The 24,881-nt window shown below is 66.1% G+C and carries 20 protein-coding genes; 6 read left to right on the forward strand and 14 right to left on the reverse strand.

The genetic code is table 11. The features are described from left to right. Positions 1 to 220: 220 nt before the first annotated feature. Complete coding sequence (locus tag Spa11_RS21340; RefSeq protein ID WP_145116622.1) at positions 221 to 1,369, forward strand: endonuclease/exonuclease/phosphatase family protein; 1,149 nt, start codon at positions 221 to 223, stop codon at positions 1,367 to 1,369. Positions 1,370 to 1,721: 352 nt separating this feature from the next. Here the strand turns inward: Spa11_RS21340 and Spa11_RS21345 are convergent, their stop codons facing one another. The 8 genes from Spa11_RS21345 to Spa11_RS21380 form a co-directional block, all read right to left on the reverse strand. Continuing rightward, positions 1,722 to 2,426, reverse strand: a complete 705-nt coding sequence (locus Spa11_RS21345; RefSeq protein WP_145116623.1) for a class I SAM-dependent methyltransferase — start codon at positions 2,424 to 2,426, stop codon at positions 1,722 to 1,724. Between the two features lie 8 nt (positions 2,427 to 2,434). Next, complete coding sequence (locus Spa11_RS21350; protein ID WP_145116624.1) at positions 2,435 to 4,105, reverse strand: alpha-L-fucosidase; 1,671 nt, start codon at positions 4,103 to 4,105, stop codon at positions 2,435 to 2,437. 176 nt (positions 4,106 to 4,281) lie between these two features. After that, a complete protein-coding gene (locus Spa11_RS21355) occupies positions 4,282 to 5,982 on the reverse strand; it encodes an Rne/Rng family ribonuclease (RefSeq protein ID WP_145116625.1) in 1,701 nt (566 codons plus the stop codon). A gap of 187 nt (positions 5,983 to 6,169) precedes the next feature. Further along, positions 6,170 to 7,912, reverse strand: a complete 1,743-nt coding sequence (gene ptsP / locus Spa11_RS21360) for a phosphoenolpyruvate--protein phosphotransferase (RefSeq protein WP_145116626.1) — start codon at positions 7,910 to 7,912, stop codon at positions 6,170 to 6,172. Positions 7,913 to 8,209: 297 nt separating this feature from the next. Further along, positions 8,210 to 8,527: an HPr family phosphocarrier protein gene (locus tag Spa11_RS21365; RefSeq protein WP_145116627.1), complete on the reverse strand. Its 318-nt coding sequence runs from the start codon at positions 8,525 to 8,527 to the stop codon at positions 8,210 to 8,212. A gap of 63 nt (positions 8,528 to 8,590) precedes the next feature. Beyond that, a complete protein-coding gene (locus Spa11_RS21370) occupies positions 8,591 to 9,067 on the reverse strand; it encodes a PTS sugar transporter subunit IIA (protein ID WP_145116628.1) in 477 nt (158 codons plus the stop codon). 104 nt (positions 9,068 to 9,171) lie between these two features. Then, positions 9,172 to 9,537, reverse strand: a complete 366-nt coding sequence (gene hpf, locus Spa11_RS21375; protein WP_145116629.1) for a ribosome hibernation-promoting factor, HPF/YfiA family — start codon at positions 9,535 to 9,537, stop codon at positions 9,172 to 9,174. 212 nt (positions 9,538 to 9,749) lie between these two features. After that, positions 9,750 to 12,083, reverse strand: a complete 2,334-nt coding sequence (locus tag Spa11_RS21380) for a hypothetical protein (protein WP_145116630.1) — start codon at positions 12,081 to 12,083, stop codon at positions 9,750 to 9,752. 354 nt (positions 12,084 to 12,437) lie between these two features. Here Spa11_RS21380 and Spa11_RS21385 point away from each other — a divergent pair, with 354 nt between their 5' ends. Further along, positions 12,438 to 12,968, forward strand: a complete 531-nt coding sequence (locus tag Spa11_RS21385; RefSeq protein ID WP_145116631.1) for a TPR end-of-group domain-containing protein — start codon at positions 12,438 to 12,440, stop codon at positions 12,966 to 12,968. 271 nt (positions 12,969 to 13,239) lie between these two features. Here the strand turns inward: Spa11_RS21385 and Spa11_RS21390 are convergent, their stop codons facing one another. From Spa11_RS21390 to Spa11_RS21410, 5 genes are all read right to left on the reverse strand, one after another. Beyond that, entirely contained in the window at positions 13,240 to 15,270 is a 2,031-nt protein-coding gene (locus Spa11_RS21390) for a hypothetical protein (RefSeq protein WP_145116632.1), read from the reverse strand. A 292-nt stretch (positions 15,271 to 15,562) separates the two neighbouring features. Continuing rightward, positions 15,563 to 16,708, reverse strand: a complete 1,146-nt coding sequence (gene dprA, locus Spa11_RS21395; protein WP_145116633.1) for a DNA-processing protein DprA — start codon at positions 16,706 to 16,708, stop codon at positions 15,563 to 15,565. Between the two features lie 230 nt (positions 16,709 to 16,938). Beyond that, positions 16,939 to 17,637 carry a LuxR C-terminal-related transcriptional regulator gene (locus tag Spa11_RS21400; protein ID WP_145116634.1) on the reverse strand — a complete coding sequence of 233 codons (699 nt, stop codon included), beginning with the start codon at positions 17,635 to 17,637 and terminating at the stop codon, positions 16,939 to 16,941. Positions 17,638 to 18,021: 384 nt separating this feature from the next. Beyond that, positions 18,022 to 19,119, reverse strand: a complete 1,098-nt coding sequence (gene aroB, locus Spa11_RS21405; protein ID WP_145116635.1) for a 3-dehydroquinate synthase — start codon at positions 19,117 to 19,119, stop codon at positions 18,022 to 18,024. A 13-nt stretch (positions 19,120 to 19,132) separates the two neighbouring features. After that, positions 19,133 to 19,387 (reverse strand): hypothetical protein, encoded by a 255-nt coding sequence (locus Spa11_RS21410; RefSeq protein ID WP_145116636.1) that lies wholly within the window; start codon positions 19,385 to 19,387, stop codon positions 19,133 to 19,135. A 527-nt stretch (positions 19,388 to 19,914) separates the two neighbouring features. On the opposite strand from Spa11_RS21410, the gene Spa11_RS21415 reads away from it, so the two are divergent. The 4 genes from Spa11_RS21415 to Spa11_RS21430 all read left to right on the forward strand — a co-directional run bounded on the left by Spa11_RS21415 (position 19,915) and on the right by Spa11_RS21430 (position 24,555). Beyond that, a complete protein-coding gene (locus tag Spa11_RS21415; RefSeq protein WP_145116637.1) occupies positions 19,915 to 20,730 on the forward strand; it encodes a ParA family protein in 816 nt (271 codons plus the stop codon). A gap of 608 nt (positions 20,731 to 21,338) precedes the next feature. Beyond that, positions 21,339 to 21,995 carry an RNA polymerase sigma factor gene (locus tag Spa11_RS21420; protein WP_145116638.1) on the forward strand — a complete coding sequence of 219 codons (657 nt, stop codon included), beginning with the start codon at positions 21,339 to 21,341 and terminating at the stop codon, positions 21,993 to 21,995. A gap of 193 nt (positions 21,996 to 22,188) precedes the next feature. Further along, positions 22,189 to 23,190 carry an acetate and sugar kinases/Hsc70/actin family protein gene (locus tag Spa11_RS21425; RefSeq protein WP_145116639.1) on the forward strand — a complete coding sequence of 334 codons (1,002 nt, stop codon included), beginning with the start codon at positions 22,189 to 22,191 and terminating at the stop codon, positions 23,188 to 23,190. Positions 23,191 to 23,721: 531 nt separating this feature from the next. Beyond that, positions 23,722 to 24,555 (forward strand): hypothetical protein, encoded by an 834-nt coding sequence (locus Spa11_RS21430; RefSeq protein ID WP_145116640.1) that lies wholly within the window; start codon positions 23,722 to 23,724, stop codon positions 24,553 to 24,555. Positions 24,556 to 24,586: 31 nt separating this feature from the next. Here the strand turns inward: Spa11_RS21430 and Spa11_RS21435 are convergent, their stop codons facing one another. Next, on the reverse strand, positions 24,587 to 24,787 hold the full coding sequence (locus Spa11_RS21435; protein ID WP_145116641.1) for a hypothetical protein: 201 nt from the start codon (positions 24,785 to 24,787) through the stop codon (positions 24,587 to 24,589). Between the last annotated feature and the right edge of the window lie 94 nt (positions 24,788 to 24,881).

Consider the following 24,881-nt stretch of genomic DNA (forward strand, 5'->3'; position numbering starts at 1 on the left):
GCTAGCGCCGTCAACCAAGATTCTGAGCATGACCTTCGACCCAACCATCCCTACAGCCTTAGCCGCGGGCGGAAGCCAGCGGAGGAAGCAGGCGCCCACCGCACCGCGGGCTTCCGCCCCCGGCTGAGCCCGAAATCGGCGCGTCCCGCTTCCACTGCCGCCAAAGGCGCCTACAGTTGGGGCGTGCTTAGCGACGACTTACTTGCTTCCGCGGACGCTCATGATCGATAAGTTGCTCCTCTGGTCGGCGCCGGCGACGCTGGGGTTGCTCGTGCTGGTGACCCTCCTGCCGCTCGTTCCTGCCGGCGCCTGGTGGGTGCGGGTCTGGGACTTCCCCCGTCTGCAGATCGTGTTCCTGCTGCTCTTGCCGTTGGGGCTCACGGTAGGGCACGCGCTGCGGAATCCTTTCCACTCGCAGCACGCCGCGATGCTGGTCGTGATCGCCGCGGTCGCCGCTTGGCAGTTGACCCACGTCGCGCCCTTCACGCCGCTGTGGCGCCACGAGGTCCCCGACGCCACCGATGACGCCGCCACGACGTTCAAGCTGCTGACCGCCAACATCGATTACAAGAACCGCCGGTACGACGACGTCTTGGCGATGTTCCTCGAGGAAGACCCCGACCTGCTGCTGGTCGTCGAAGTCGATAAGAAGTGGGCCACAGCGCTGACGCCGCTCGACGAGCGTTACCCGCACCGCGCCGGCGTGGTTCGCGACAAGGGGTTGGGGATCGTGCTCTGGTCGCGTCTCCCGCTGAACGACCCAGAAGTCCGCCATTTGGTGAGCGACGAACGCGCGTCGATCTTCGCGACCGTTGAACTCTCCGACGGCGCGCCGCTCCGCTTCGTCGGCATCCACCCCACCCCCCCCGGCCTCCGCGAAAGCCACGCCGAGCGGAAGCACGCCGAGGAAGATGGCGATGACGACGATGACCGGCACGACAGCCGCGTCCGCGACGCCGAGCTGGTGCTCGTCGCCCGTGAGGCCCGGCGGGATCACGAGCCGCGTTGGATCGTCACCGGCGACTTCAACGACGTCGCCTGGTCGCACACGACGCGGCTCTTCCAAGACCTCAGCGCCCTCAAGGACCCGCGGCGTGGGCGGGCCCTGATGAACACGTACCCCATCAAGTGGCCCCCGTGCCGATTTCCGATCGACCACGTCTTCGTGTCGGACGGCCTACACCTGGCGTCAATGAACCGGGTGATGACGCCGGGCTCCGATCACTTCGCGATCCAGGCGACGTTCGCGCTGGCGGAGCGGGACCACACCGCGCCCGACGCGTCGGCCGAGGACCACGAAGAGGCCGAGGAACTCGTCGACGAGGGGAAGGAGGACGCCGCGGAGCGCGAGTCGGTGGCGCCCGAATAAGGGCAAGTCTTGATGAGAATGGTCATCAAAGATTTCACCACGACGGTCACGACGGCCTGATTGCATACAGCGATCTTCACTTTGCCATAGCCTCTCGCGCAGAGACGCGGAGACGCAGAGCGTGGGTAGCGAAGACTCACGCAAAGCCGCCAAGGCGCAAAGACAAGTATCTCAGAATAAAAGAGCGCAAGCCCAAGCAATCGTGAAAGAGCGCGTCCTTTGCGGCTTAGCGCCTTTGCGTGAGACTTAAGAACATCCAACTCTGCGCCTCCGCGTCTCTGCGCGAGACTTCTCCACTTTGCTCCATAAGTCAGCGCGACGCTAGAAACGCAACGACTAAGCGAAGCCCATTCTAGCTTGAGCGCGTAAAGCTCCAGCCGTGGATCAGTAGCGTCTGTAAGATCGGCGTCGGCGATTCAAAGCCTGCGGAGCAAACGAGCTCCACGACTTCCGCCGGCGGCAGCAGCGGCACCTTCTTCTCAAATTCGGTGAGCATCTGGTCGACCTGTTCGACCGGCGTGTCGCACAGCAGCCACATGCGGCGCCAGACCGCCATCAGCCGCGCGTGCCTGGGCGTCCCGACGCCCGACGCCAGGTCGGCGTTCACGAGCGTCGCGCCCGGTTGGAGCCGTCGCGCGACCTCCGCGAAGAACTCGCTTCGCTCGGGCCGCTCGAGGAAGTGCGATACTAGCAAACACGTCGCCGCGTCGTAGGGCTCGCCCTCGGGTAGCGATTCGAGAAAACCCTCGTGGAACTCGCAGCGATCGGCGAAGCCTTCGCGGTCGGCGCGCTGACGGCACAGCGTGAGCATCGCCGGCGCCGGTTCGACGGCCGTGAATCGCCGGCGTGGGAAGGCCGCCGCCAGGTAAGCGATCTCCAGGCCCGTCCCCGCGCCGACGCAGAGCACCCGCGCGTCATCAGACAGCTCGCCCAGCGCGAGCCGGGTCACGAGGTGCATCGCATCGCGCATCGCCGAGGCCTTCGCGAAGCGGTCGTCGTAAGACGCCGCCTGCTTCTCACCAAACGCGGCGAGCGTCTTGTCGCGGTCCGAGGGCATTCGTGAACTCACTCCATGGGGGTTAGGCGGAAGACGACGGGGTGGTCCGCGGCGAGGCCCGCAATGGCGGGCGTGATCTCGACGCCGCTGTCGGTCGTCGCCCACGCCACCTCGCCGTGGCCGAGCTGCTCGACCTTGGCGATCTCCCCTTCGAAGTGCCCGGCGTTCTTGGTCAGCGACTGGAACGTCACCCTGCCCTCCGGCCGCGCCATCACGAACGCGTAGACGACGCCGTCGCGTTGCGTGTAGCGGATGTCGTCGGCGGTGAAGGGCTTGCCCTTCCCTTCATTGAATCCCTGTGCGGTGAGCGGCGGGGCGTCCTCGAGCTGCGGGCCCTCGCCGCAGACCTTCCACGGGCGCGTGGCGATGATCGCCTCACGATTGGTCGCCATCCAGCCGGCGATCTCTTCGACGATCGCGCGTTCGCGTTCATCGATCGTGCCGTCGCCGCGCACGGGCACATTGAGCAGCAGTGAGCCGTTCTTGCTCACCACGTCGATGAGCGTCCGCACCACCGTCGCCGCCGACTTGTAGCCTTTGCGATCGTAGACGCCGCGGTCGTAGTGCCAGCCGCCGATGCAGGTGTCCGTTTGCCACGGCTCGGGCTCGATGCGGCTGCTCTGCCCGCGCTCGATGTCCCAAACCATGCAGCGCCGCTGCTGCGCGTCGAGGATCTTGCCGAACAGCACCGCGTCGGTCTTGGCGCCGTCTCCGGTCGCCCGACGGTTGTAATGATGGGCGGCGATTTTGAGGCCCGCGTCACTCACCGGCCATAGCGGCAGCGCCGTGTCGTCGAAGTAGACGAGGTCGGGGTCGGCTTGGTTGATGAGGTCGATCGTGCGGTCGTAGAACGCTTGGCAATACGCCTGGTCCGGTGGTGTGATCCCGTTGCTCCAGTTCCAACGCGCGTGAATCGAACCAGAGTTCATGAAGTCCTTGGCGGGCTCGTGACGCTGGGCGTAGAGCAGCTGCGGGTCGAGTCCTTCCCACCACTTCCCCTTGCCGTCGGCCTTCGTCAGTCGGCCGTCGTACGGCACGCCCGCGCGGTCGCCTTCACGGTCCGCCCCCTGCGCAGGCTCGTACCACGACCAGGCATGCGCCGCGTGAACGCTCACGCCGAACCGCAGCCCCTCGGCCCGCGCGGCCTCGGCCCACCCGCCGACCAAATCCTTCTTCGGTCCGACGCGGACGCTGTTCCACTCGTGATGCTTACTGTCCCAGAGGTCGAGGTTGTCGTGATGGTTGGCCATCGCGAAGAAGTACTCCGCGCCGGCCCGCTTGTAGAGACGCACCAGGTCGCTCGGGTCCCACCGCTCGGCTTGCCAGGCGTGGATCACGTCTTTGAAGCCGTGCTCGCTCGGATGGCCGTACTGACGCAGGTGGTCGTCGTATTGCCAGTGGCCCGGGATATACATGTGCCGCGCATACCAGTCCCCGCGCTCGGGCTCGCACTGCGGGCCCCAGTGGGCCCAGATGCCAAACTTGGCGTCCCTAAACCACTCGGGAACCTCGTACGCCTCGAGCGATTGCCAAGACGGCGCGAACGGCCCGCGCGCCATCGGCTCCGCCTCGGTCGAAACGATGACCGTCGGCTCGAGTGTGCTGGGGATCGAGTCGGCTGCGCCGGCGCTCAGCGAGAAGAACGCCAGCACAACGACAGCGAAGAGATTGCGTTTCATCACCTTACCTCTATAGGAGGCTGCTTCTTTACTTGTCTCTTGTGGGAGGCGTCTCCAGACGCCGATAACGGTCTCCTGACCGTCTACGGCATGGTGCGCGTTATCGACGTCTGGAGACGCCTCCCACAGAGAGGGCGCTTCGCTTTCCGAGTTGGAAGTCAGAGCTTTTCAAGCAATCAGCCGTCGATACGCACCTCGCGGCCCGTGTCGTCTTCGCAAGCGAAGTGGACGTGCTCGGGCGAGACGCCCTCCTTGCCGAGGATCACGACTTGGCAAGCGCCATCGTCCTCGAGCTTCGCCAGCTCACGACGCTTGCGGTTGTTGAGGTACGTAGCGACCGCCTCTTCGACGGTCACCGTCACCCGGGCGACGCGTTCGTTATGGGCGATCCGCATCATCCGCCGCAGCACATCGATCGCCATCGACTCGGCCGACTTCACGAGGCCCGTCCCCGCACAAGCCGGGCACTCGCGGTAGACGCTGCGCTTGAGGCTTGGCCGGATGCGCTGCCGCGTCATCTCGATGAGGCCGAAGGGGCTCGTGCGTAGCACCTTGGTGCGGGCGCGGTCACGCTTCATCGCGTCCTTGAGCGTCCGCTCGACGGTGCGGCGGTAGCGCTCGCGGCGCATGTCGATGAAGTCGTTGACGATCACGCCACCCAAGTCGCGCAGTCGTAGTTGCCGGGCGATCTCCTTGGCGGCGATCTGGTTGAGCGCGAAGGCCGACTCCTCGGCGCCGCCGCCGGAGCGGAAGCTGCCACTGTTGACGTCGATGGCGACGAGGGCCTCGGTCTGATCGATCACGAGCGAGCCGCCGCCCTTGAGCGGGACATGCCGATCGTTGATCCGCGAGATCTCCTCGTCGATCTTGTGCTTGGAGAAGAGCGGCTCATTGCCCATGTAGTACTGCAAACGGTCGACGTAGCGTGGCATCACGACCTTGAGGAAGTCTCGCGCGCGCTCGAACGCCTCGGGTTCGTCGATGTGAATCGCGTCGATGTCGCCGGAGAAAATGTCGCGGATCGTGCGGATCACGATGTCGGACTCTTTGTAGATGTCGCCGGGGCCTTCCTGCGTATTGATCCGCTTGACGATCATCTTCCACAGGCGGAGCAAGTACGCGAGGTCGCGCGACAGGTCGCGCTTCGTGCGGTCGGTGCCGGCCGTGCGGACAATAAAGCCCAGGCCCTTGGGCGGGTTCAGCTCGCGGAGGATCGCGCGGAGCCGCTTGCGGGCGTCCTCGTCCTCGATCTTGCGCGACACGCCGATGCGTCCCAGCGCCGGCATCAACACGAGGTAACGACCGGGGATGCTGATGTAGGTCGAGAGCGTCGGGCCCTTGGTGCCAATGCCTTCCTTGATGACCTGGACGATCACCTCATCGCCGCGGCGGAAAATCTCTTCGATCGGCGGCTTCACGCGCGGCCGCGCGCCGGTGGGGCGGCGGCGCTGCGAGCGGGCCTTCGTCTTCGTGGTGGCGCCCCCTTCGCCTTCGTCCTCGGCCGATTCCTCGTCGTTGGCCTCGTCGTCACCGTCGGCGTCTTCGTCCGACTCGAACTCCGCGCCGTAAGCGTCGCCGCGCGCGCCGGGCTGCGAGCCGTCACGCTCGATCGGCATGTCCGGGTCGTAGCCGCCCTGGCGGAAGTACTGGGCCTCGACGTCGCTGATGTGCAGGAAGCCGTTGCGGCCGACGCCGAAATCGACGAACGCCGCCTGGATGCTCGGCTCAAGGTTGACGATCCGGCCCTTGTAGATGTTGCCGACGTAATTGTCTTGGCTGGCGCGCTCGGTGTAGAGCTCTTCGAGCACGCCATGCTCAACGACCGCAATCCGGCACTCTTCCGGTTGCGAGACGTTGATCAGCATCTCTGTCTTCATAGGTTGTCTTGGGGTTGTGTGGTGTGTGGCCGCGATGATCGCGGCGTGTGTGATGTCCCGTTGAGCCGTCGGCGCTAGCCGCGGGTGGCGGCGCCGCCGGTTAACTCGTGGGGGATTGAATGGGATGTGGTGTGTTGTTTGGTGGCGCTAGCGCGCGGCTAGCGCCGACGGCTCATTCGGTTGGCAATCAAACAGGTTGGTCTGGCAAGAGCTTCGACAGCTCTTCCCGGAGGTAAGTCTTGATGTCGCGGGCGCTCTCCAAGGAGAGGACGCGCGCGGCGACATTCTTGCAATGATCGATCGTGGTGCTGCGGACGACTCGTTTTACTTCCGGCGCCGCCGAGGGCGTCACGCTGAGGGAACGCAGGCCAAGCCCCAGCAGCAGCATGGTGTAGAGCGGCGCGCCGCTCATCTGGCCGCAGAGGCTGATCGGTTTGCCGCCGGCGCCCGCGGCGTCGACGGCCATCTTCACGAGGCGGATCACGGACGGGTCGGCGCTGGTGTACAACGAGGCGACGTCCTTGTTGCTGCGGTCGACGGCCAGCGTGTATTGCACTAGGTCGTTGGTGCCGATGCTGAAGAAGTCCACCTCGTGAACGAAGTGGTCCATCATCACCACCGCGGCGGGGACCTCGACCATCATGCCGACCTTGATGTGGCGGTCGAACTCGACGCCCTCTTCCTCAAGGTCCTCCATCGCGTCGGCGAGCACCATCCGCGCGCGGCGTAGCTCGATGACGTTGCTCACCAGCGGGAACATCACCCGCACGTCGCCAACGGCGCTCGCGCGGAGGATGGCCCGCAGTTGCATGCGGAAGATGTCCACGTGCTTCAGCGCCAGGCGGATGCTCCGCAGCCCGAGGAACGGGTTGCGCTCGTCGTCCGGCGCGGGGAAGAGCGGCAGCTTGTCGGCGCCGAGGTCGAGCGTGCGCATCACGACCGGCCGCCCCTCCATCGCCTCGGCGACTTCGCGGTAGGCGGCGTAGTGCTGCTCCTCGGTCGGGATCGAATCGCCGGTGAGGAACAGGAACTCCGTCCGATACAGGCCGATGCCATCGACGCCGCGCTGCATGCAGAGTTTCGTTTCGGCGGGGAACTCGATGTTCCCCAACAGCTGGATGCGCTCGCCGTCGAGCGTCTCGCACGGCTTGTCCGAGAGCTCGTCGAGCTTCGCGGCGAGGGTCTTCTGCTCGGCGACCTCGTGACGGTAGCGGGCGACCGTCTCCTCGTCGGGACGAAGAATGACGAGGCCCTCGTCGCCGTCGATAATGACGGTCTCACCGCCCGACACGTCCGACAAGAACGCGCCGGTGCCGACCACCGCCGGGATGCCGAGCCCCTCGGCGACGATCGCGGTATGGCTCCCCGGGCCGCCGGTTTCGGTGGCGAAGCCGCGGATGAACTCCGGCTTCATCGCCGCCGTTTCGCTAGGAGTCAGGTTGCGCGCGAGGACGAGAACCTCGGAGGACACCTGCGCCAGCTCTTCACGTTTCTCGCCGAGCAGGCGGCGGAGGAGCCGCTTCTCGATGTCGAAGATGTCGTTCGCCCGCTCCGCCATGTAGGCGCCTTCGAGCGACTGGAAGACCTTCGCGTAACGCCGCAGCACGCGGCTGACTGAATATTCGGCCGAGTAGTGGCGGTCGCGGATTAGCTCCTCAAGCTCGCCGCGGAGCTTGCGGTCGTTCACCATCTGGGCGTGGGCGGAGAAGATCGACCCGTAGTCGTCGCCGAGCCGCTCGGAGATGCGTCGGCGGCTCTCGTTGATCTCGGCGGTGGTCTCGTCGATCGCCTTGGCGAGCCGCAGGATCTCACGCTCGATGGCGTCGCGCGGCAAGAACCGCCGGGGGATGCGGAATCCCTCGTTGTCGACAACCAGCGCTTCGCCGATGGCGACGCCTGGCGATACGGCGATGCCTTGCAGCCGAATCATCGCTGCTCCCGGTCGGCGCCGATCGGGCGGCCCCGCGGCCGCTCCGCCGGTGACTGCGGGGACAAACGCTCGGAGGCGTCGTCCGCGCCGCAATCGGGGGCGCATAGGCTGCGGGTCGGCGGCTCGCGTCGCGACCGGTAGGCCGCCGAGACGGTCTGTTCACTACGCGGTTTAGGGAGCCTAAACCGTCTAGAAAACAGAGCCGAGTGGGCGTTTGGCCTTGGCTCGCGACGCTCGTCGGCGCCGGTGTCTTGGTGGTGTTGCAACCCGGCCTTTCGCGGCGAGCCCTCAGCGGCGTCACTTCGCCGGCGGCTCGCCGCCCGGGCTGGGCGGGGTCTCAAACTTGTTCTTGAAAAGCGTCGCTAGCGTCTCTGCGGCTGCCTCGGCGTCGGGGCCCTCCGCCCGGAGGTCGAGCTCCGATCCTTCCTCGGCAGCCAAAGTGATCAGGTCGAAGATGCTTTTGGCGTCGACCCGATGGTCTCCTTGCATCAGCGTGATCGTCGCGTCGAACCGCATCGCGGTACGGGCGACGGTCTCCGCCGGTCGCATGTGCAAACCGTTGGGTTCGCGGACGACGACGCGCCGCGTGGCAACGGGTTGCTCCTCTTGTGGCATGGTCTCTCACAGTCGGCGCCGGTGACGCCGGGAGGGCAGCGCGGCCTCACGCGCCGAACCGCCCTAGGCTCCAAACTGGTTGTTGTCGGCTTCTTCCAGCAGCTGCCAGATGTCGTCCGCTGTCTTGCTCTGACGCAGGAAGCGGCAGAACTGATCGTCACGCAGCCGCCGCGACACGTTCTCCAGCGCCCGCAGGTGGTCGCCGGGGCGGTCGGGGGGAGACACAAGCAGAAACAGCAGGTGGACCGGGTCCCCGTCGAGGCTGGCGAACTCGACGCCCGCCTCGCTCACCGCCACGGCGCCGCAGAGCTTTTCGACGCTGGGGTGCTTGGTGTGGGGCACGGCGACGCCGCGGCCGATGCCGGTGCTGCCCAGTTCTTCGCGGTCGAGCACTTTTTGCACGATCCCGTCGAACTGGTCCGCGGCGATCTCGCCCGCGTCGAGGAGCGCTTTGACCATCTCACGGATGGCGCCCTCTTTGTCCGTCGCCTCGAGCTGAGGGCGGATCGCTTTCTTGCTGATGAAGTCGGCAAAGTCCATCGTTCAAAGCCTGCTGGTTCAGCGCCGGCCGCAGGGAGTAGCGGCTATGGGTCACGGCGTCGGAGTTGCCGTGGGCGCCCTGTGGTTCTACGAACTCGTCGTTATCAGTTTTCCACGTCGTCGTCGGTATCGGCGCCTGCGGCCTCGGGGGCCAGTCGCTTGACCTCGGGGTCGCGGTGGTTCTCGATGATGCGCTCTTTGTACTTGCGGACCTGCTGATCGACCTTGTGAATCGCCGCCTCGACCGAGGTCATCAGGTTCATCGACTGGTCGTGCGCCACGAAGTCGTGCTTGTGCTCGGCCGAGACCAGCACATCCACCCGTGGCTTGTTCGAATCCTGCAAGTCGATGACCACCTCGATCGACATCAACCGATCGAAATGCCGCAAGAGCTTCTCAGCTTTCGCCTTAACGCGATCGTGAGACTCGTCGCTGAGGTGCCCGTGGCGGGCCGTAACTTGAATCTGCACCGTTGCATGCTCCTCGGGCGACGTGGCCGCCTAGCCGGTCTCGCGCCCCCTTTCGCAGCGGAGCGGCCGCTAGCGGGACTCGGACCCGTTCGTCTGTGGTCGTTCACGGCCCGCCGTCGGCAGGCTGTAGCACCGAAGTGTAACGCCCGGGCCCGGGCTGCGGAACCTAGGCAGACGGCGGGACCCGACGGTTTCCCACACCCCGAGGGATTCTATCGGGGTAACAGGGCCAATTCGCCGTCCCGGATGTCCCGTTCAAGCCGGCGGAGGAAAGTCCGCCGGTCCCGACGATCGGCCACGGCGATGTCCTTGGCGGCCTGCCGGTGGTCGATCAACTCGAAAAGCGCTAGCGATCCCAGGACCCGGGTCGCCAGGTCCTCTGAGTCGAGCATAGGCAGCAGCTTGCCGGGGACGACGCCCGCTTGGACCGACGCGGCGTCGTCGCCGACCTGGTCGGGGGTGAAGCCCTGGACCACCTCGAACAGGGCCCCGCCGCCGGTTGCGCCGTACTTCTCGACGAACGCCTGCCGGACCACTTCGGCCCCCCGGGTGCTGCGTGAAGCCACCTGCCGCAGCGCGTCGAGGTGCCGCTGCCACTCGTCCGCTTGGGCCTTGTCCTCGAACGACGCGACGAGCGCGTCGGGTTGCATCAGCGCCGCCGCGCACCGGCCGGCGAGTGACACGACGTCGCGGGTCTCGCGCGAGGTCGTCGGGTCCGCCATCGCCAGGAGCTGGGGCAGCACGACCCCCTCCACCTGCCCCGCGACATAGGGCGAGGACTCGAGGTCGGCGTCGGACACCGCGACGGACGTCACCCATTCGGGGTCTCGGAAGCCCTCCGGCGCGCCCGACAAACTGCCGCTGACATAAAACAACGGCGCCGGCCGCGCGCTGGTCCGTTCGCTGGTCGGCGTCTTCCACGTCGCGTCGCCACTGAGGGTGTGAGCGATCGCCACCATCGGCGCCGCGTCCTCCAGCATCGGCCGGCCCGGCTCGTAGAAACGATCCGCCGCAATCGCGACGCTCGCGCCGGGGCTAAGCTCCAGCGTGTAGTCGATCGAGTCGATCCGCACCGCGATCTCGACAGGCTCCTCGGCGTTCGGGGAGCCACTCATAACGACACGGCCATAGCGCAGCTCAATGCCGGGCTGCTCGGGATCGATGACCGCTTCGGTTTGATCAACCAACTCGACGAGGACACCCTGGCTGAGCTCGAAGGCGCCGCGGTAGGCCGGCATACTGATCACGTGCCCCTTCTGCGGGGCCTCCATAAACATGCCGTTTAACAACCGGCGCCACGCGCCGCCTTCGGCCTCGACGACAACGAAGCCGTCCGGGTCGAGTCGGCTGAGAGGCCCGGTCTGCGGGGCGTCGGGCGGCGGGGGGTCGCCGTAGAACGTCAGCACGGCTGGTGGCTCGGCGTCTTCGCCAGCCTTGTCCGATCCAGCCGTGTCTGACTCAGCCGCATCGGGATCGGCGGGGGCGGGGGCGGCGTCCATCGCGTCGGATTCCGCCGAGGCGTTCGCTGCCGACGGGTCCGTTGGCGTGGGCGGCGGTGTGTTGGACGTTGGCTCGGCCGGGACTTCCGTTGAGCCGCCCGGCGCGGCAGTCGTCTCCGCGCCTTTGTTCACCGCTGGTTCGGTTACTGGATCAGGCCCGGCCGGCGCGTCCTCGCCCGACGGTTCAACGGTTGCACTGTCGCTTGGCTCGGGGGTGCTTGCCACGCCGCCGCTCGCTTCCAGCTCTTCAAGGTCGTCGCCGTTGCGGGTGGCTTGCCCCGCGGTTTCGTCATCACCCGCTTGGTCGTCACCGGTTTCTTCATCAGCACTATCGCCGGTGGTTGTGGCGCCGGTGTCTTCGGTGTTGCTGTCCTCGGTGTCGGCGGTCGGGTTCTCGGTTTGGGTTTTCGCGACGGGTGTTGGTTCGTTGTTGAGCACCAGGAACGCCGTCAGCGACAACAACACGAGCGCGGCGACCGCCGGGATCCACGGGACAAAGTCTGACCAGAAGCCGCCCGACTCCTCGGCTTCGGCGGACCGTCGCCGACGCGTCCTGACACGGCGGGCCGGTTGCGGCTCGACCGTCTCCGCCGCCGGGGCGGCGGGTTCCGCGCTCACCGATCGCGGCGTATTCTCGGCCCGCGCCTTTAAGGCCGCCGCCAGGTCCGTTTCGAGCCGGTGCAACCGACCGCGGGTGTCGGGGTCGATCTCGGCCGGCTCGGACAAGAACATCGCCAGCACGTGGTGGCAAGACGCCACCTCGGCGAGCATCGCGTCTGACTCCAGGCACACCCGCTCGAACTCCGCGACGCCCTCCTCGGGGAGCGTCCGGTCGAGGTACTCGGCCACGGTGTTTGGGTCGTCGATCGAGCCGCTGCCGCCCGGCTCGGGGGCGCCGAGTTTCAGCCGTCGCGTGACGTCGCGGGTGCGGTGGACCCACTCGCTGGCGTGCTCGCTGGCCTCGATCTGCCGCTGCAACTCGGCCCGCGCGGGGGGGTCGAGCACGTTATCGAGATAGGAAAGCAGCGTGCGGAGGGTAAGTCGCATGGGAAACGCTCAATAGTAGATTGGACTGGCGAGCCGCGGCTCGCCAAAGCTCGCTTTGCGGAACTGTCTACTAGTGTTAGTGACAATCCCCGCGCCGATCCGTGCGAGAATCTTGGAAGATTCTTGCGAATCACTTCCTGGCGGCTGTCGGCGAGGTTTTCCCGAGCGGCGCAACCGGCCCGCGACCTTGCCGCCCTTGCCGTTCGCGCCGGCGCGTCGCGACGTGGTTCGCCGAATCGTGTGCGGAATTCTTTGGCGCTTCGGAGCGGAGCGATAGAATCGCGGTCATGGACCGACGCGCTGCGTAGCGCGATCACTTAACAAGTTTTGGTCTCGTAGCCCCGCCGACGGCCGATGTTCGTGCTCACCCCCCTCACCCGCCACCGGATGCAGCTCGACGGCGCCTCGCGCGAGGCGGAGGGGTACCTCGAGCTCGGTATGGCGTCGCAGGCCCTTGGGTCGCTGCAGCGCCGCGGCAAGCTGGTGCATTCCGACGCCCACGCCTGCTACCTACTGGGCGAGTCGCTGCGCGAACTCGAGCGGCACCGCGAGGCGATCTATCCGCTGCGGCGGAGTGTCGAGCTCGACCCGACGCCGACCGAGTCGTGGCTCGCGCTGGGCTGGTGCTACAAGCGGTCGGGCCAACTCGACCAAGCCGTCTGGTCCCTCGAGCAAGCCCTCGGCCGCACGCCCGGCGACGCCCTGCTCAATTACAACCTGGCCTGCTACTACAGCCTCGCCGGGCGCAAGCTCGAAGCGCTGCAACGGCTCAAGCGCGCCTTCGACCTCGACCGCGCGTTCCGCTCGATGGTCGCCAGTGAACCCGATTTCGCGCCGATGCAAAGCGACCCCGGGTTCCGCATGCTACTCGCCGCCACGGCGTAAGCAATTGTGGGAGGGGTCTCAAGACCCCGATTACGCGCACCATGCCGTGTTCGGCTAGGAGACCGTAATCGGCGTCTGGAGACGCCTCCTACAAAGCCCAAAAAAGCGACGAGGCCCGCCGATGCTTTCGCATCAGCGGGCCTCGCCTACAAAGGGGGGACGGTTGGCTGAAAGTCCGCCCCGTGGGCACGGGGGCGGCGATCAGCGGAGCCTGCGAACCCTTTGCCTAACTCGACTTAGGCGGCTCAGCAGGCTCGAAACTTGGTCAGGCTCAGAACTTGTACTCCACGCCGGTCTGCAGGCCGTGAAGGATGAGCGAGTTGTTCGTGTCGATGTGGCTGGCGTACTCCGAGTTGGCCCAGTTGGTGTTCTGGAACTCCTCGACGCCCAGGGCCACTCCGCCGATGCCGATGAACCGGTACGCGGCCGTCACGCGGCAGTTGCAGGTCACTTGGTAACCGACGCCGGCACGCAGTTCGCCGACGTAGGCCAGCGAGGTCTCGCTGCCGTTCACTTCGGCGAGCATGCCGTCTTCGGCGAAGGTCACCATCGACCCGCCACCGCCGTAGACCCGCTTGTAAACCGACGCGTTGTTGCCGTAGATGCCGAAGTTGGTGTCGGCGAAGAAGTTCCAGCGGCACCCGCACAGCCAGTTCATGCTGCCGCCGAGCTGGAAGCCGACCAGTTCGTTATCGGCTTGGTAGGTCGAGAACAACATGTTGTTGTCGCTCTCAAGCATCGGCATGTAGCGATCCGGCTCGGGCATCGGCATCGTGTTGGGCATACCGGTGCCATCGACGGTCGTGAACTGCCAGTCGAGGCCGAAGTCGTCGTCGATCCGCATGTAGCGAACGCCGCAGACGCCATTGATGAAGAACCGACGCGGCGGGCGGCACGGGGCACATCCGCCGTAGCCGGCGTACCCGCTCATGCCGCACGGGTCGCAGCCCGTGTCGCAAGCCGACGGGGCACAGGCGCCCATGCCACAGCCGCCGACCGCGGTGGGCGTGCCGAACCGCCAGAAGTTCAGCTCCAGGTTCTGAGCAGTGAACCGCTGACGCACCCGGATGCCGAGGACCCGCGTATCGTGAGAGTAAATATCTCCGTCGGCAGGCGCCCCTTCGTCTTCATAGATCTGGCGGTTCGTGTAGTTCATGCCCGCACCGTCGCGATCGACGTTGAGGTCGTCGTACGGGAGCATCGTGTAGAGACGTTGGGCGTACCCGTTCGCTACGACGCCGGGGATGGTGAGGTAAGCGTCGCTGGCGTCGTTATCGATCCCCCAGTAACCGACTTCCCAAGCGTAGGGCTGCATGCAGTTACACGGGTCGCAACCGAACGTGCTGCCGAAGCGAACTTCGGCGCCCCACATGCCCGAGTCGCCTGCGTCGGCCGTGAACAGCGTCGGCATGCCGGGCATCGGGTAATAGTCCGTGCCAGGCATGTAAGCGTTCTGGTCGTCCTCAAGATAGGCGACGGCCCGCTTCGAGCTGTCACCCGCACGGTCGAGGTACAGGCCATAGATGCCCGCGAACCACTGGCGACGCGGCGCCGAGGGATACGCACAACCGCCGACGTCACAAGCCGGGGCGCCAACGTCGCACGATTGAGCGCCGTAGTTGTAGCCATCCGTGTAGCCGACGCCGCAGTTGCCCGTGGCGCAGTCGCCCGTTGCGACATCGCCCGCGGCCGGCGCGGCGTAAGAAGACGTTGGGTAAGACGCCGACGGAATCGATCCGTCATGCGGCGCGTAGCCTTGCGTGGGTTGGGCGTAGCCCTCGTTGTACATCGTCGGCGCGGACGCTTCAGCGGCTGCCGGCGTCGGCTGCGCCGGGGGCGTCACTGTCTCGGCGGGTGCGGGCAGCTCGGTAGGCTGCTGGGCGACGCGGGGATACCCGTGGGTCGGCGGCGCATACACCTGTGAACTCGCGACCTGCGGGGCGTAGGCCTGCGGGGCGTAGGCCTGCGGGGCGTAGGCCTGCGAGTAACCCGGCGCCGCCGCCTGCTGCGGCTGGTACTGGAATTGGTGCTGCGGATAGACCTGCGCCTGCAGAGGCGCCTGTGCCTGTTGCGCTACGGGCGGCTGATAGTTGTTGACGGACACAAACTGCGCCATGGCGGGCGTCGCCGAGCCAGCGGCAAGCGCCAACCCAGCAGTGAAGCCGCACGTCGCTTTAACGAGTCGTTTCATCCGTGACACTCCTGTCGCTCCGTCCGCCGGGAGCTCGGCTGCGTGGGCCACTAGCGACCAGCCGCCGAGGGGGTTCGATGCGTCGGCTCCGCCGATCGCGAGCGAGTCCATCGCCCGGAACCTTCCGTTCCGCTGGAATGATCGGGCGTCCGCACACGCAGGATCGTGCGAATCCCACCAGTCGAAGGCGCCGCGCGAGAGGACCGACCGCCCGCACCGCTACAGGCGGCGAGGTGGCCGCAATGGGGAGAGGTTGCCTGCGCGGCAAAGCTTGCCAAGCATTCCACCCCAACATCACCGAACCGTCTGAGCCGTGGGCGCGAGCCCTCGGTGGGAAGTGGGTACACGGGTTCCCACCGAGGGCTCGCGCCCACGGCTCAGACGCTCTCTAGTTCAACGCTTCTTACTTCAACTGCACCGCGAAGCCACTCAACCTTCGGATCGCTCCGCCCGCTTCCAGTCGCGACAGCCCTGCTAGCACCTGATCGATTGGTAGCCCCGTCTCATCGATAAGCTGATCGATAGTCGTCGCGTCGCGGCCCACTCTGTCGAGCAGCGTCTTGGTAGGCTCGTCCCATTCGATGGCGGGAAGCGTCTTCTGCTTCGGCGGCGCGCTCGCGACGCGGGATGGTGATGGCGCCGCTGGCGGCATCGATAGCTGCGCCATCGCTTCGAGCTCTTCGAGCACGTCCTCGACCGCAGTGACGAGTTTTGCGCCTTCTTGAATCAAACGGTGGCAACCCATTGATTGCGGGCTATCGACCTGCCCCGGCAGCGCAAAGGCGTCGCGTCCTTGCTCGGCGGCGTGGCGCGCGGTGATCAGGGCGCCGGAGCGCTCGGCCGCTTCGACGACCAGCACGCCCAGCGACAAGCCGCTGATGATCCGGTTGCGTTGGGGGAACGATCCACTCAGCGGCGGCATCGGCGGCGCGGCCTCGGCCACCAGCGCGCCGCAGCCCGCCACCGCGTCGGCGAGCCGGCCGTGCTCGGGCGGATAGATCTTCATCAGCCCGCCGGCCAGCGCCGCGATCGTCCGACCACCCGCGTCGAGCGCCGCGCGGTGGGCGACGCCATCGACGCCGCGCGCCAGACCGCTCACGACCGTCACGCCCGCCGCGGCGAGGTCGCGCGCGAACCGCTCCGTCTGGCGCAGCCCGTAGCGTGTCGCCAGCCGTGTGCCGACGATCGCCACGGCGCGCTGATCCCGCGGTTCGATCGAACCGCGGCAGTAGAGCACCGGCGGCGGGTCGGGGATCTCGCGCAGCCCGGGCGGGTACTCTTCGTCGCCGAGCGTGAGGACACGGATGCCGTGCGCGGCGGCCTCGTCGAGCATCCGCGCGGCGTCATCGACCGACGGCGCTTTGAGGATCGCCTCGGCGAGCTTGGCCCCCACGCCGCGCACCGCTTGGAGGTCGGACGACGGCGCGGCGAGCACGCCGTCCGCCGAGCCGAGCGCTTCGATGAGCCGGCTGCGAAGCATCGGCCCCACGCCCCGGACACACGTCAGCCGCACCTCGGCAAGGACTTCGTCGATCGTCGGGCGCGGCATGGCGGGGTGTTCGGTCAGCGGTGAAAGACCGCTCGACAGTAAACACCCGGCGAAGCGGATGCCAGTTGTAGGGTCCGCTGCGCGGACCGTGGAGTTGAATTTGCCCTGATTGTCACTCCGCTTTCTGACGGACGTGGCTCAAGAAAATCAACCCGTTTGAGCCGCGCCCGTCGGGAAGCGGAGTTAAACGCCCTGCCTACCGTCAACCACGGTCCGCACAGCGGAACCTATTAGCAGCCGTCTTGTTGCTGCGCTAGGCAGATGAAGCTGATGAGTTGGGCGAGGCTTTTGGCTTTCATCTTTTTCATAATCTTCGAGCGCCGCAGCTCGACCGTCCGTAGGCCGATCGACAACCGTAGCGCGATCTGTTTGTTGGGCATGCCGGTGAGCATCGCTTCGAGCACGTCGTTCTCGGCGGCGGTCAGCGTCGCGGCGGCGCGGCGGTGACGGACGACGGCGCGGCGATGGTCGCGGCAGCGGATCGCCGGATCAACGATCTCCTTGAGGTGCTGCGACAACCGTTCGGTCGGTCCGGGAAGGACCAACAGACCGCGGGCGCCGTGGTTGACGATCGACATGGTCAGATCGAACGACGCGTCGGTGATCGCCGCCGTGATGATCGAGTCGGGCGCCGCAACCAACCCGCGTTGGAGGCACCGTTGCGACAGCAGCCGCTCCGCCGAGCCGACAAACATCACCACGTCGGCGGGCTCGATCGAGGCGTCGCTCTCACGGCGCGACAGCTGATCAAGCCACAACTCGGGCGAACCGAACGTCCGGACATCCGCTTGGATTAAACGCGCCGCGGTCACGACAAGCGTCGTGTCGGCGCCGCTACAACTGATGACATCGAGGAGGGGCTTCGTGACGCGCTCGGAGTGCGAATTGTCCGCGTCCTCGTCGAAGCCGGCTGGGGACGTTGGGGCCATACTTTGTGGTTGCAATTAACAGCTCGTTCAGCTCCGGAGAGAGCCTTTCGGTTGTGACATTCACTTCGGGAAACCCGCAAAATGCGAAAGGTCACGAAGAATGAACTCTGGCTCCAAACTTCGCGAGTGAAATGCTGGGGAATCCGGCCAACCCTGCCTAAAACCGCAGGTATTGAACAATGTCTGTAGGGTGAAACGTCTCAAAACGACCACCCGCACGCGGCATTTTCTGCGGATTGCCACAAGCCGCTAGCACGGCAGGCTTAAGAAGACATCAAGGCCTTGAATGTGCGGTTTTTAAGGCCGCAATGCCGATTTCGATGGATTCGCCGGCAGCGAACAGGCGAGTCTCCCGGACGCCCTCGACGGTCCGGCGAACGAACTTTAGGACGTTCGCATCGACGCCAGCACCAAGTCGTCGCCGGGGCTGGCGACGGTTTCAACCTCGCCGATGCGCGTCGGCAACACGAAACGGACTTCGCCGTCCTTTACCTTTTTGTCACGCCACATCAGGGCGGAAAGTTCACCGAGATCGATGCCTTCGGGGATCGCCGTCGGCAACTCGAATCGCTCCAAGAGTTTCACTTGGCGATCGGTCGCCTCGGCGTCGATCCGGCCCATGCTCTGCGCGAGCCGCGAGGCGCATGCCATGCCGATCGCCACGGCTTCGCCGTGCAGAAGTTCGCTGTAGCCTGTCGCCGCTTCGAGGGCGTGGCCGAACGTGTGGCCGTAGTTGAGCTTGGCCCGCAGGCCGGTCTCTTCGCGCTCGTCGGCCTCGACCACGTCGGCCTTGAGGCGGCAGCTCCGCTGGATGATCGTGCGCAGGGCGGCCGGGTCGCGATCCATGATCGCGTCGGCATTGGCTTCGAGGTACGCGAAGAACTCGGCGTCGAGGATCACGCCGTACTTCACCACCTCGGCGAGGCCCGCGCAGAACTCTTCTTCGGGGAGGGTTTTAAGGACGGCCGTGTCGATCAGCACGCCGTCGGGTTGCCAGAAGGCGCCGACCATGTTCTTGGCGCCCTCGAGGTTGACGCCCGTCTTGCCGCCCACCGAGCTATCGACCTGCGCGAGCAGCGTCGTCGGTACTTGGAAGAACCGCAACCCGCGGGCGAAGGTCGCCGCGACGAAGCCGGCGATGTCGCCCACGACACCGCCGCCGACGGCGATGACGACGGTCTGCCGGTCGCAGCCTTCGTCGAGCATCGTCTGCCAGAGGTCGGCCACGACGTCGGTCGACTTGCTCGGCTCGCCGGCCTCGACGACGAGCACGTGCGACTCGACGCCGGCGTCGACGAAGCGGTCCGCCAGGGCGTCGCCGTAGAGCTCGTCGACGTTGGCGTCGGTGATGACCACCACGTGCCGCGCGCCGCCGCGCGAGGTGACGAACTCGACCGCCTGGTCCAACAGACCCTCACCGATCTGGATGTCGTAACTCCGTTCGGCGAGGGAGACGCGGACGGTAGCGGCTTCGTTGCTCATAGCTAGGAATCTATCAAACGCCGCTCGAAATGCGCGCTTGCAAGCGATCGAGATCGGCGGTTTGGACGGTTATCTGGCGGCAGAAGCCGGTGTGGACTCGGACGTAATGCAATTCTGCCGCTTCGGACGCCTCGGCGTGAAGCAGCCTCTCGAAGCGCTGGCGCAGGGCTGGTTCCCAATCGACCACGGCGGCCCGAACTTCGGGCGACCAGAGTGTCTCCTGCTCGACCACTAACGCCTCGCGGTAGGGGTCGAAGGGCTCGGACATCTCAGCGGGCGGGACAGCGGACGGGTCTGGCGGCGCCGCTAGCTTCGCGGGCCGCGGAGTCGCTAGAGACGGAAGCTCGGAATACAGGCCGACTATACCGCACCGGACCCGCTCTGGAGAATGCCCGAGCTAGACCGGCGGTTCGCGTCTGAGCCGGGGCGCGAGCCCTCGGTGGGTGGCGGGTTCCCGGGTTCCACCGAGGGCTCGCGCCCCCGGCTCAGATGTGAGTTGATAAGGGGCGCAAACGCGGGTTTCTGTGGAGGGGCCTGGGAGGCCCTGGGGGCCACTTTACGGCGTTGCGGCGCGGGGTGGACGTTCTAGTCGACCAAGGGAGCGAAAGCGGTTGTACGCCCCCTTTAATCGCATCTGAACGGGTGTGCATGACCCGGGTGGCGGGCGATGTGGGAAAGCTCGGCGAAAACGGCCCGATCGGGGCCGGATTGGTCTGGGGTCGAGGGGACCGTGTCCGCTACGCTCGCCGCCCGCTCCCCACGACCCCCCGCTCCCCGCTCCCCTCGCATACCGCCATGCACACGCTCGCCGTCATCAATCAGAAGGGAGGCGTTGGCAAGACGACCACGGCCGTCAACCTGGCGGCGTCGCTCGCCCGGGCCGGGCAACGCGTCGGGCTGATCGACCTCGATCCCCAGGCCCACGCCTCGCTGCACCTCGGCGCCGACCCCAAGCGGCCGTCGGCGACCACCTACGACCTGCTGACCGGCGACGCCACGCTCGACGAGGTCTGGTTCGACACGGCCGAGGGCGTGCGGGTGGCGCCGGCCCATATCGACCTCGCCGCGGCGGAGATGGAGCTGGCGAGCGTCGTCGGCCGGGAGATGATCCTCCGCGACAAGCTCGTCGGCGCCGAGGCCCAGTTCGACTACGTCCTGGTGGACTGCCCACCGTCGCTGGGCGTGCTAACGCTCAACGCGTTGTCGGCGGTCGAGGACGTCTTCCTGCCGCTCCAGCCGCACTTCCTGGCCCTGCACGGCCTCAGCAAGCTGATGACCACCGTCGGCCTCGTGGCGGACCGGCTCAACCCGCGGCTGAAGATGGCGGGCGTCGTGCTCTGTATGTATGAGTCGGGCGTCCGGCTCTCGGCCGAGGTCGCCGCCGACGTCGAGGCCTACTTCGGGCAGCTCCGCCAGCGCGGCGGCCCCTGGCGGCACGTCCGGCTGTACGACAGCCGCGTCCGCCGCAATATCCGCCTCGCCGAGGCCCCCAGCCACGGTCAGTCGATCTTCCAGTATGACGCCAAGAGCCGCGGCGCCGAGGACTACAGCGCCCTGGCGGGCGAGGTTCTGGCGTACTACGCGGGGCGGGAGTTGCTCGCAGCGGCGTGAGTACTTGGCGATGACTCAATCCGCAATTAGCCACCGGTCAATGACCGGGGGCTAATTGAGGGGGCGAAGCGCCGGCGGGGCCGCCGGCTATCTCATTGCGTTTCCCGTCCAGTTTGTGACGCAATTCACAAACCCTTTTCTCTCCGGGATTTAGAGCGCCAGCGGGAACCTTTCGAGGCGCCCGGTCGTCTTACTTTCGCTGTCGCAGAATCGCGCAATCGTCTCATTTTGAGAACGCTGATGTGGCAGTCGCGACTTCAGAAATTGCAATTTTGACAGTCCGTCAAAAATGCTGGCGCCACCCCGATCGGTGAACAAAACAGCGCCTACCCGACGTAAAACGCTTTCCAAGAATGCCTTAGGAAAAACGAACCCCTAGCAGGCAACGACGCCAGACCGATCTGGCACGAGCGTTGCAATTACTAGGAGCTGTGCCGAGCCACGCCCCCCGCAAGGAGGTGGGGCAAACGCCCGGCGCCACGCGTCCAACGCCCCAAGGAACATTACGAGTACGCTCGTTAGGGGCCGCGGGATCACTATAAGAGACGCCGGGGAAGCAAGGACTCGTTCCCTCTAGCCGTCGAACTCTGAGAAGAGGAGTTCGTAGGATGACCAAGCAAGCCACGGAAGATCGGACCATCAACCTCGCCGCCCTGCGGGAGACGGCCCTGGAGCAGCTCACCGACGAGCAACTCCTGGCCCTCCACCAAGAGGGTGACGAAGACCGTCCCTACCTCGCCACGCTGATCCAGCGTTACGAGCGGGAGCTCTATAGCTTCCTCCGCCGTTATCTGGGCGACGCCGCCCTGGCCGAAGACGCCTTCCAGGCCACGTTCCTCCAGGTCCACCGCAAGGGGCACCTGTTCGACTCGGGCCGGAAGTTCCGTCCCTGGCTGTACACGGTCGCTACGAACCGGGCGATCGACCTGCAACGCCGGAACAAGCGTCACCAAGCGGTCAGCCTGAACCGCTCGGCCCGCGCCGAAAACTCCGACAGCGGCTCGCTGATCGACCTGTTGCCCTCGGGCGAAACGGGTCCCGGCGAACGCTTCGAGTCGGCCGAGCGTACAGAGTGGGTGAGGCGAGCCGTCGCCAGCCTGCCGGAGCCTCTCCAGCAGGTGGTGTCGCTCGTCTACTTCCGCGGCATGAAGTACCGCGAGGCGGCCGACGAACTCCAGGTGCCGGTTGGCACCGTGAAGAGTCGGTTGCACTCGGCGGTCGGCAGCCTCGGCCAGCAGTGGCGTGAAGCCCACCCGGCGACCTGAGACACCGTCCCTCTCCCACCCACCGGAGCGGGCCGCTCGGCGACGGGCGGCTCGCTTCGCGTTTTTAGGGGCCGTCCGGTCCCGAGGCTGCTGGCCCGTGGCGGCGCGGGTGAAGTAAGCTTGGGGATCGGTTCACGGACCGGCGGGGCGATTCGGCCCACCGGCATTCCTGCGTCGCGGGCGGCGGTTTTCGATGTGCGACGAAGACGAACAACTAGTCCGATACTACTTCGGCGAACTTTCGGACGCCGAGAAGGCCGCGTTTGAGCAGCGCCTTGTTGATGAGCCGGACCTTGCCGAGCGGCTCGAGACTTTCAGCCGGTGTGTCGACGCCCATCAGGGCGCCGAATGCTGCGAAGAATCGGAGCCGGAGAAAGTCCCCGTCCCTCGACGCCTCGCTGACCGCACGGCCCACGCCATCCTGGCCGGCCACTTAGAGCGCGCCGGCGAGTGCGTCGGCCGCAAGCGGTACAACCTCGTCGAGGTCGTCGCGATTGGCGTCGCGGCGACGTTCCTGGGCGGACTGATCCTGCCGGCGATCGAAGCGAGCCGCGAGTCGTCTCGTCGCGACCAATGCGCGTTCAACCTTGCGACTCTGGGTCAAGGCCTGCAGAGCTATTCGCAAGACCACGGCCACATCCCGCAGATCGGTCTTACCCAAAACGCCGGCCTCTTTACGTTGATGCTCGCCGAGGGGCGGTACTTCGACCGAGAAGAGCTTCAAAGGTCGCTCGTCTGCCCCTCTTCGAATCTCAGTCAGATGATCGCTGACGGTGAGTTGAAGGTTATCATCCCGACGCGCGAACATCTTGAAGCGGCCAACGCCGAGCAACTCCTCGAACTGCAACGGCTCATGGCGGGGAGTTACGCCTACCGCATCGGTTACTTCCAGGGACGCAGTTTCATTCCCTTCGGCGGCAAAGGCGGCTGCCGTTCGGCGATCCTAGCGGACACGCCTACCCTGGCGAGTGGGACCGAGGTTGTCAGCCGCCATCACGGCAAGTGCGGCCAGAACGTCCTCTTCGGCGACGGGCACGTCGCTTTTGTCTCGAGTTGTTGGGCGCCCGACGACGTCGACCACCTCTACCTCAACGACGACAACCAGCTCGCCGCCGGCCACGACGAATACGACATCGTGCTGCTCCCCGGCGACGTAACGCCCCTGGGCGTGCAGCTCTTCGAGCTCGGCGAGTAAGTCGCGCCGACGCAATGTCGCCGCCGCCGTCAAGGTTCTGAGAGCCCTAGAGCGTGCTTCACTTGGTCGTAGCGCTTCTAGCCTCGCTCTGATCCACGGAGCAACTTGGGAAGTCTCGCGCAGAGACGCAGAGTTGGATACCTTCAAGACTCACGCAATGGCGTAAGCCGCAATGAACGCGTTGCTGTGTGATCGTTTGCGGCTGCGTCATTCTCAAGGACTTTGTCTTTGCGCCTTGGCGGCTTTGCGTGAGTCTTCGCTGCCGACCCTCTGCGTCTCCGCGTCTCTGCGCGAGACGCTGCGGCAAAGTGAACGACGCTGTAAGCGATGCGTTTCGCAGCGTCGCCTAAAGTCCCGGCGTGTTGTCATTTCGCAACACGGGCCGCCGCCACGTTTCCCGTGGCGCCGACGCACAAACCCTAGAAACACCGGGCATTTCACGCCGCGTTGCGTTCAGGCCATGCATGAGGCCCGGCGTTTGCCATTGGGTGGGGACCGACTGATCCGTCCCTTGCTCGCACCCCTTTGGCGATGCACGCTCGTCAACTTGTCGAAATCGCCGGCCTGCTCAGCCTCCGCAGCGGTCCGCTGTTGCGGTCGGGGGCGCCGCTCTGCTCGGACACGCTCTCGGAGTACTGGATCGCTTCGCGCTGCCGCCTCGATTGCTGGGGCCGCACGCTCCGCGCCCTCGGCCACAGCCGCACGGCGCCCCCCGCCGACGAAGCGGGCGACCTGCTGGTGCGGCTCGTCGAAGAGGTCACGCTCTCCGAAACACTCACCCGCATCGTCGCCGCGATCTGCGCCGCCGACGATCAGCACCGCCGCGGCGAGGAGGCCGGGCCGATCGGGCAAAACACGCTCGACGGGCAACGCGAAGCGGCCAGCCGCTTGCGGGCGCTGGTGTTCGCTTGGTGGCCCGCCGACTCGCCGCGCTCCCGGCACGCCCGCTCGCTCAGCAAACAAGCCGAGCGCTGGACCGACGTGCTACTGGCGTACGTCGCCGCGTCGGCCGACGTCGAGCGTTTCGCCCACGACGCGACACGCCTGCGCGAGTCCCTTTACGACATCCAGACGCACGGCGGCGAATCGAGCCAAGCCGCCAGCCAACTCCTCTCGCTCGGCCTCCGAGAGAGTTTCACGACCGCCCGCCAGCCGCCGCTCAACGAAGACCTCAACCGCCGCATCGGCGGCGCGGCGATGGCCCTCTTCGGCGCCGCCGGCTACGACGGCCACGGCCTCCCCCGCTCGGCCTGGATGCTCCGCGCCGAGCGCACTGCCGACGACGCCGCAACGCTCGTCAGCCGCCTGTTCGAAGACAACGCGATCCCCAAGGGGATGCGATTGCCCCAACGCTGGCGGATTTGAACGTGCTAACGAATGGTCCCTGCATGCGTTGCTAGTCGGACGTTTGGTTTGACCCCAAGTATACAAACCATTCATCGGCGTTCTCGCCAAAGTCTTCGCCAGTGAATGACCTCAGCGCAGCGACCATCGCGTCGATCGTTTCCTGCCGCTGCGATTGGAGTACGTTCTCACTCGCTTCGCTACCGCGGTAACCCTCGCGGGGTTGGTAGTACGTTTGAACGTACTTAATCATCTCCGCAGTGCGAATGGCTTCACTCGCAGTCGAAGCACGACCGTACTCTGCTTCCCACAGCGAAAGCTCTTGAATCACCGCTCGTTGATGTGCC

This window comes from Botrimarina mediterranea, from assembly GCF_007753265.1.
Classification (GTDB): domain Bacteria; phylum Planctomycetota; class Planctomycetia; order Pirellulales; family Lacipirellulaceae; genus Botrimarina; species Botrimarina mediterranea.

Excerpts from the sequence above, each read along its gene's own strand:
- Spa11_RS21340 (WP_145116622.1), top strand. The coding sequence starts at position 221 with ATGATCGATAAGTTGCTCCTCTGGTCGGCGCCGGCGACGCTGGGGTTG.
- Spa11_RS21345 (WP_145116623.1), bottom strand. The coding sequence starts at position 2,426 with ATGCCCTCGGACCGCGACAAGACGCTCGCCGCGTTTGGTGAGAAGCAG.
- Spa11_RS21350 (WP_145116624.1), bottom strand. The coding sequence starts at position 4,105 with ATGAAACGCAATCTCTTCGCTGTCGTTGTGCTGGCGTTCTTCTCGCTG.
- Spa11_RS21355 (WP_145116625.1), bottom strand. The coding sequence starts at position 5,982 with ATGAAGACAGAGATGCTGATCAACGTCTCGCAACCGGAAGAGTGCCGG.
- ptsP (WP_145116626.1), bottom strand. The coding sequence starts at position 7,912 with ATGATTCGGCTGCAAGGCATCGCCGTATCGCCAGGCGTCGCCATCGGC.
- Spa11_RS21365 (WP_145116627.1), bottom strand. The coding sequence starts at position 8,527 with ATGCCACAAGAGGAGCAACCCGTTGCCACGCGGCGCGTCGTCGTCCGC.
- Spa11_RS21370 (WP_145116628.1), bottom strand. The coding sequence starts at position 9,067 with ATGGACTTTGCCGACTTCATCAGCAAGAAAGCGATCCGCCCTCAGCTC.
- Spa11_RS21380 (WP_145116630.1), bottom strand. The coding sequence starts at position 12,083 with ATGCGACTTACCCTCCGCACGCTGCTTTCCTATCTCGATAACGTGCTC.
- Spa11_RS21385 (WP_145116631.1), top strand. The coding sequence starts at position 12,438 with ATGTTCGTGCTCACCCCCCTCACCCGCCACCGGATGCAGCTCGACGGC.
- Spa11_RS21390 (WP_145116632.1), bottom strand. The coding sequence starts at position 15,270 with ATGGACTCGCTCGCGATCGGCGGAGCCGACGCATCGAACCCCCTCGGC.
- dprA (WP_145116633.1), bottom strand. The coding sequence starts at position 16,708 with ATGCCGCGCCCGACGATCGACGAAGTCCTTGCCGAGGTGCGGCTGACG.
- Spa11_RS21400 (WP_145116634.1), bottom strand. The coding sequence starts at position 17,637 with ATGGCCCCAACGTCCCCAGCCGGCTTCGACGAGGACGCGGACAATTCG.
- aroB (WP_145116635.1), bottom strand. The coding sequence starts at position 19,119 with ATGAGCAACGAAGCCGCTACCGTCCGCGTCTCCCTCGCCGAACGGAGT.
- Spa11_RS21410 (WP_145116636.1), bottom strand. The coding sequence starts at position 19,387 with ATGTCCGAGCCCTTCGACCCCTACCGCGAGGCGTTAGTGGTCGAGCAG.
- Spa11_RS21415 (WP_145116637.1), top strand. The coding sequence starts at position 19,915 with ATGCACACGCTCGCCGTCATCAATCAGAAGGGAGGCGTTGGCAAGACG.
- Spa11_RS21420 (WP_145116638.1), top strand. The coding sequence starts at position 21,339 with ATGACCAAGCAAGCCACGGAAGATCGGACCATCAACCTCGCCGCCCTG.
- Spa11_RS21425 (WP_145116639.1), top strand. The coding sequence starts at position 22,189 with ATGTGCGACGAAGACGAACAACTAGTCCGATACTACTTCGGCGAACTT.
- Spa11_RS21430 (WP_145116640.1), top strand. The coding sequence starts at position 23,722 with ATGCACGCTCGTCAACTTGTCGAAATCGCCGGCCTGCTCAGCCTCCGC.
- Spa11_RS21435 (WP_145116641.1), bottom strand. The coding sequence starts at position 24,787 with ATGATTAAGTACGTTCAAACGTACTACCAACCCCGCGAGGGTTACCGC.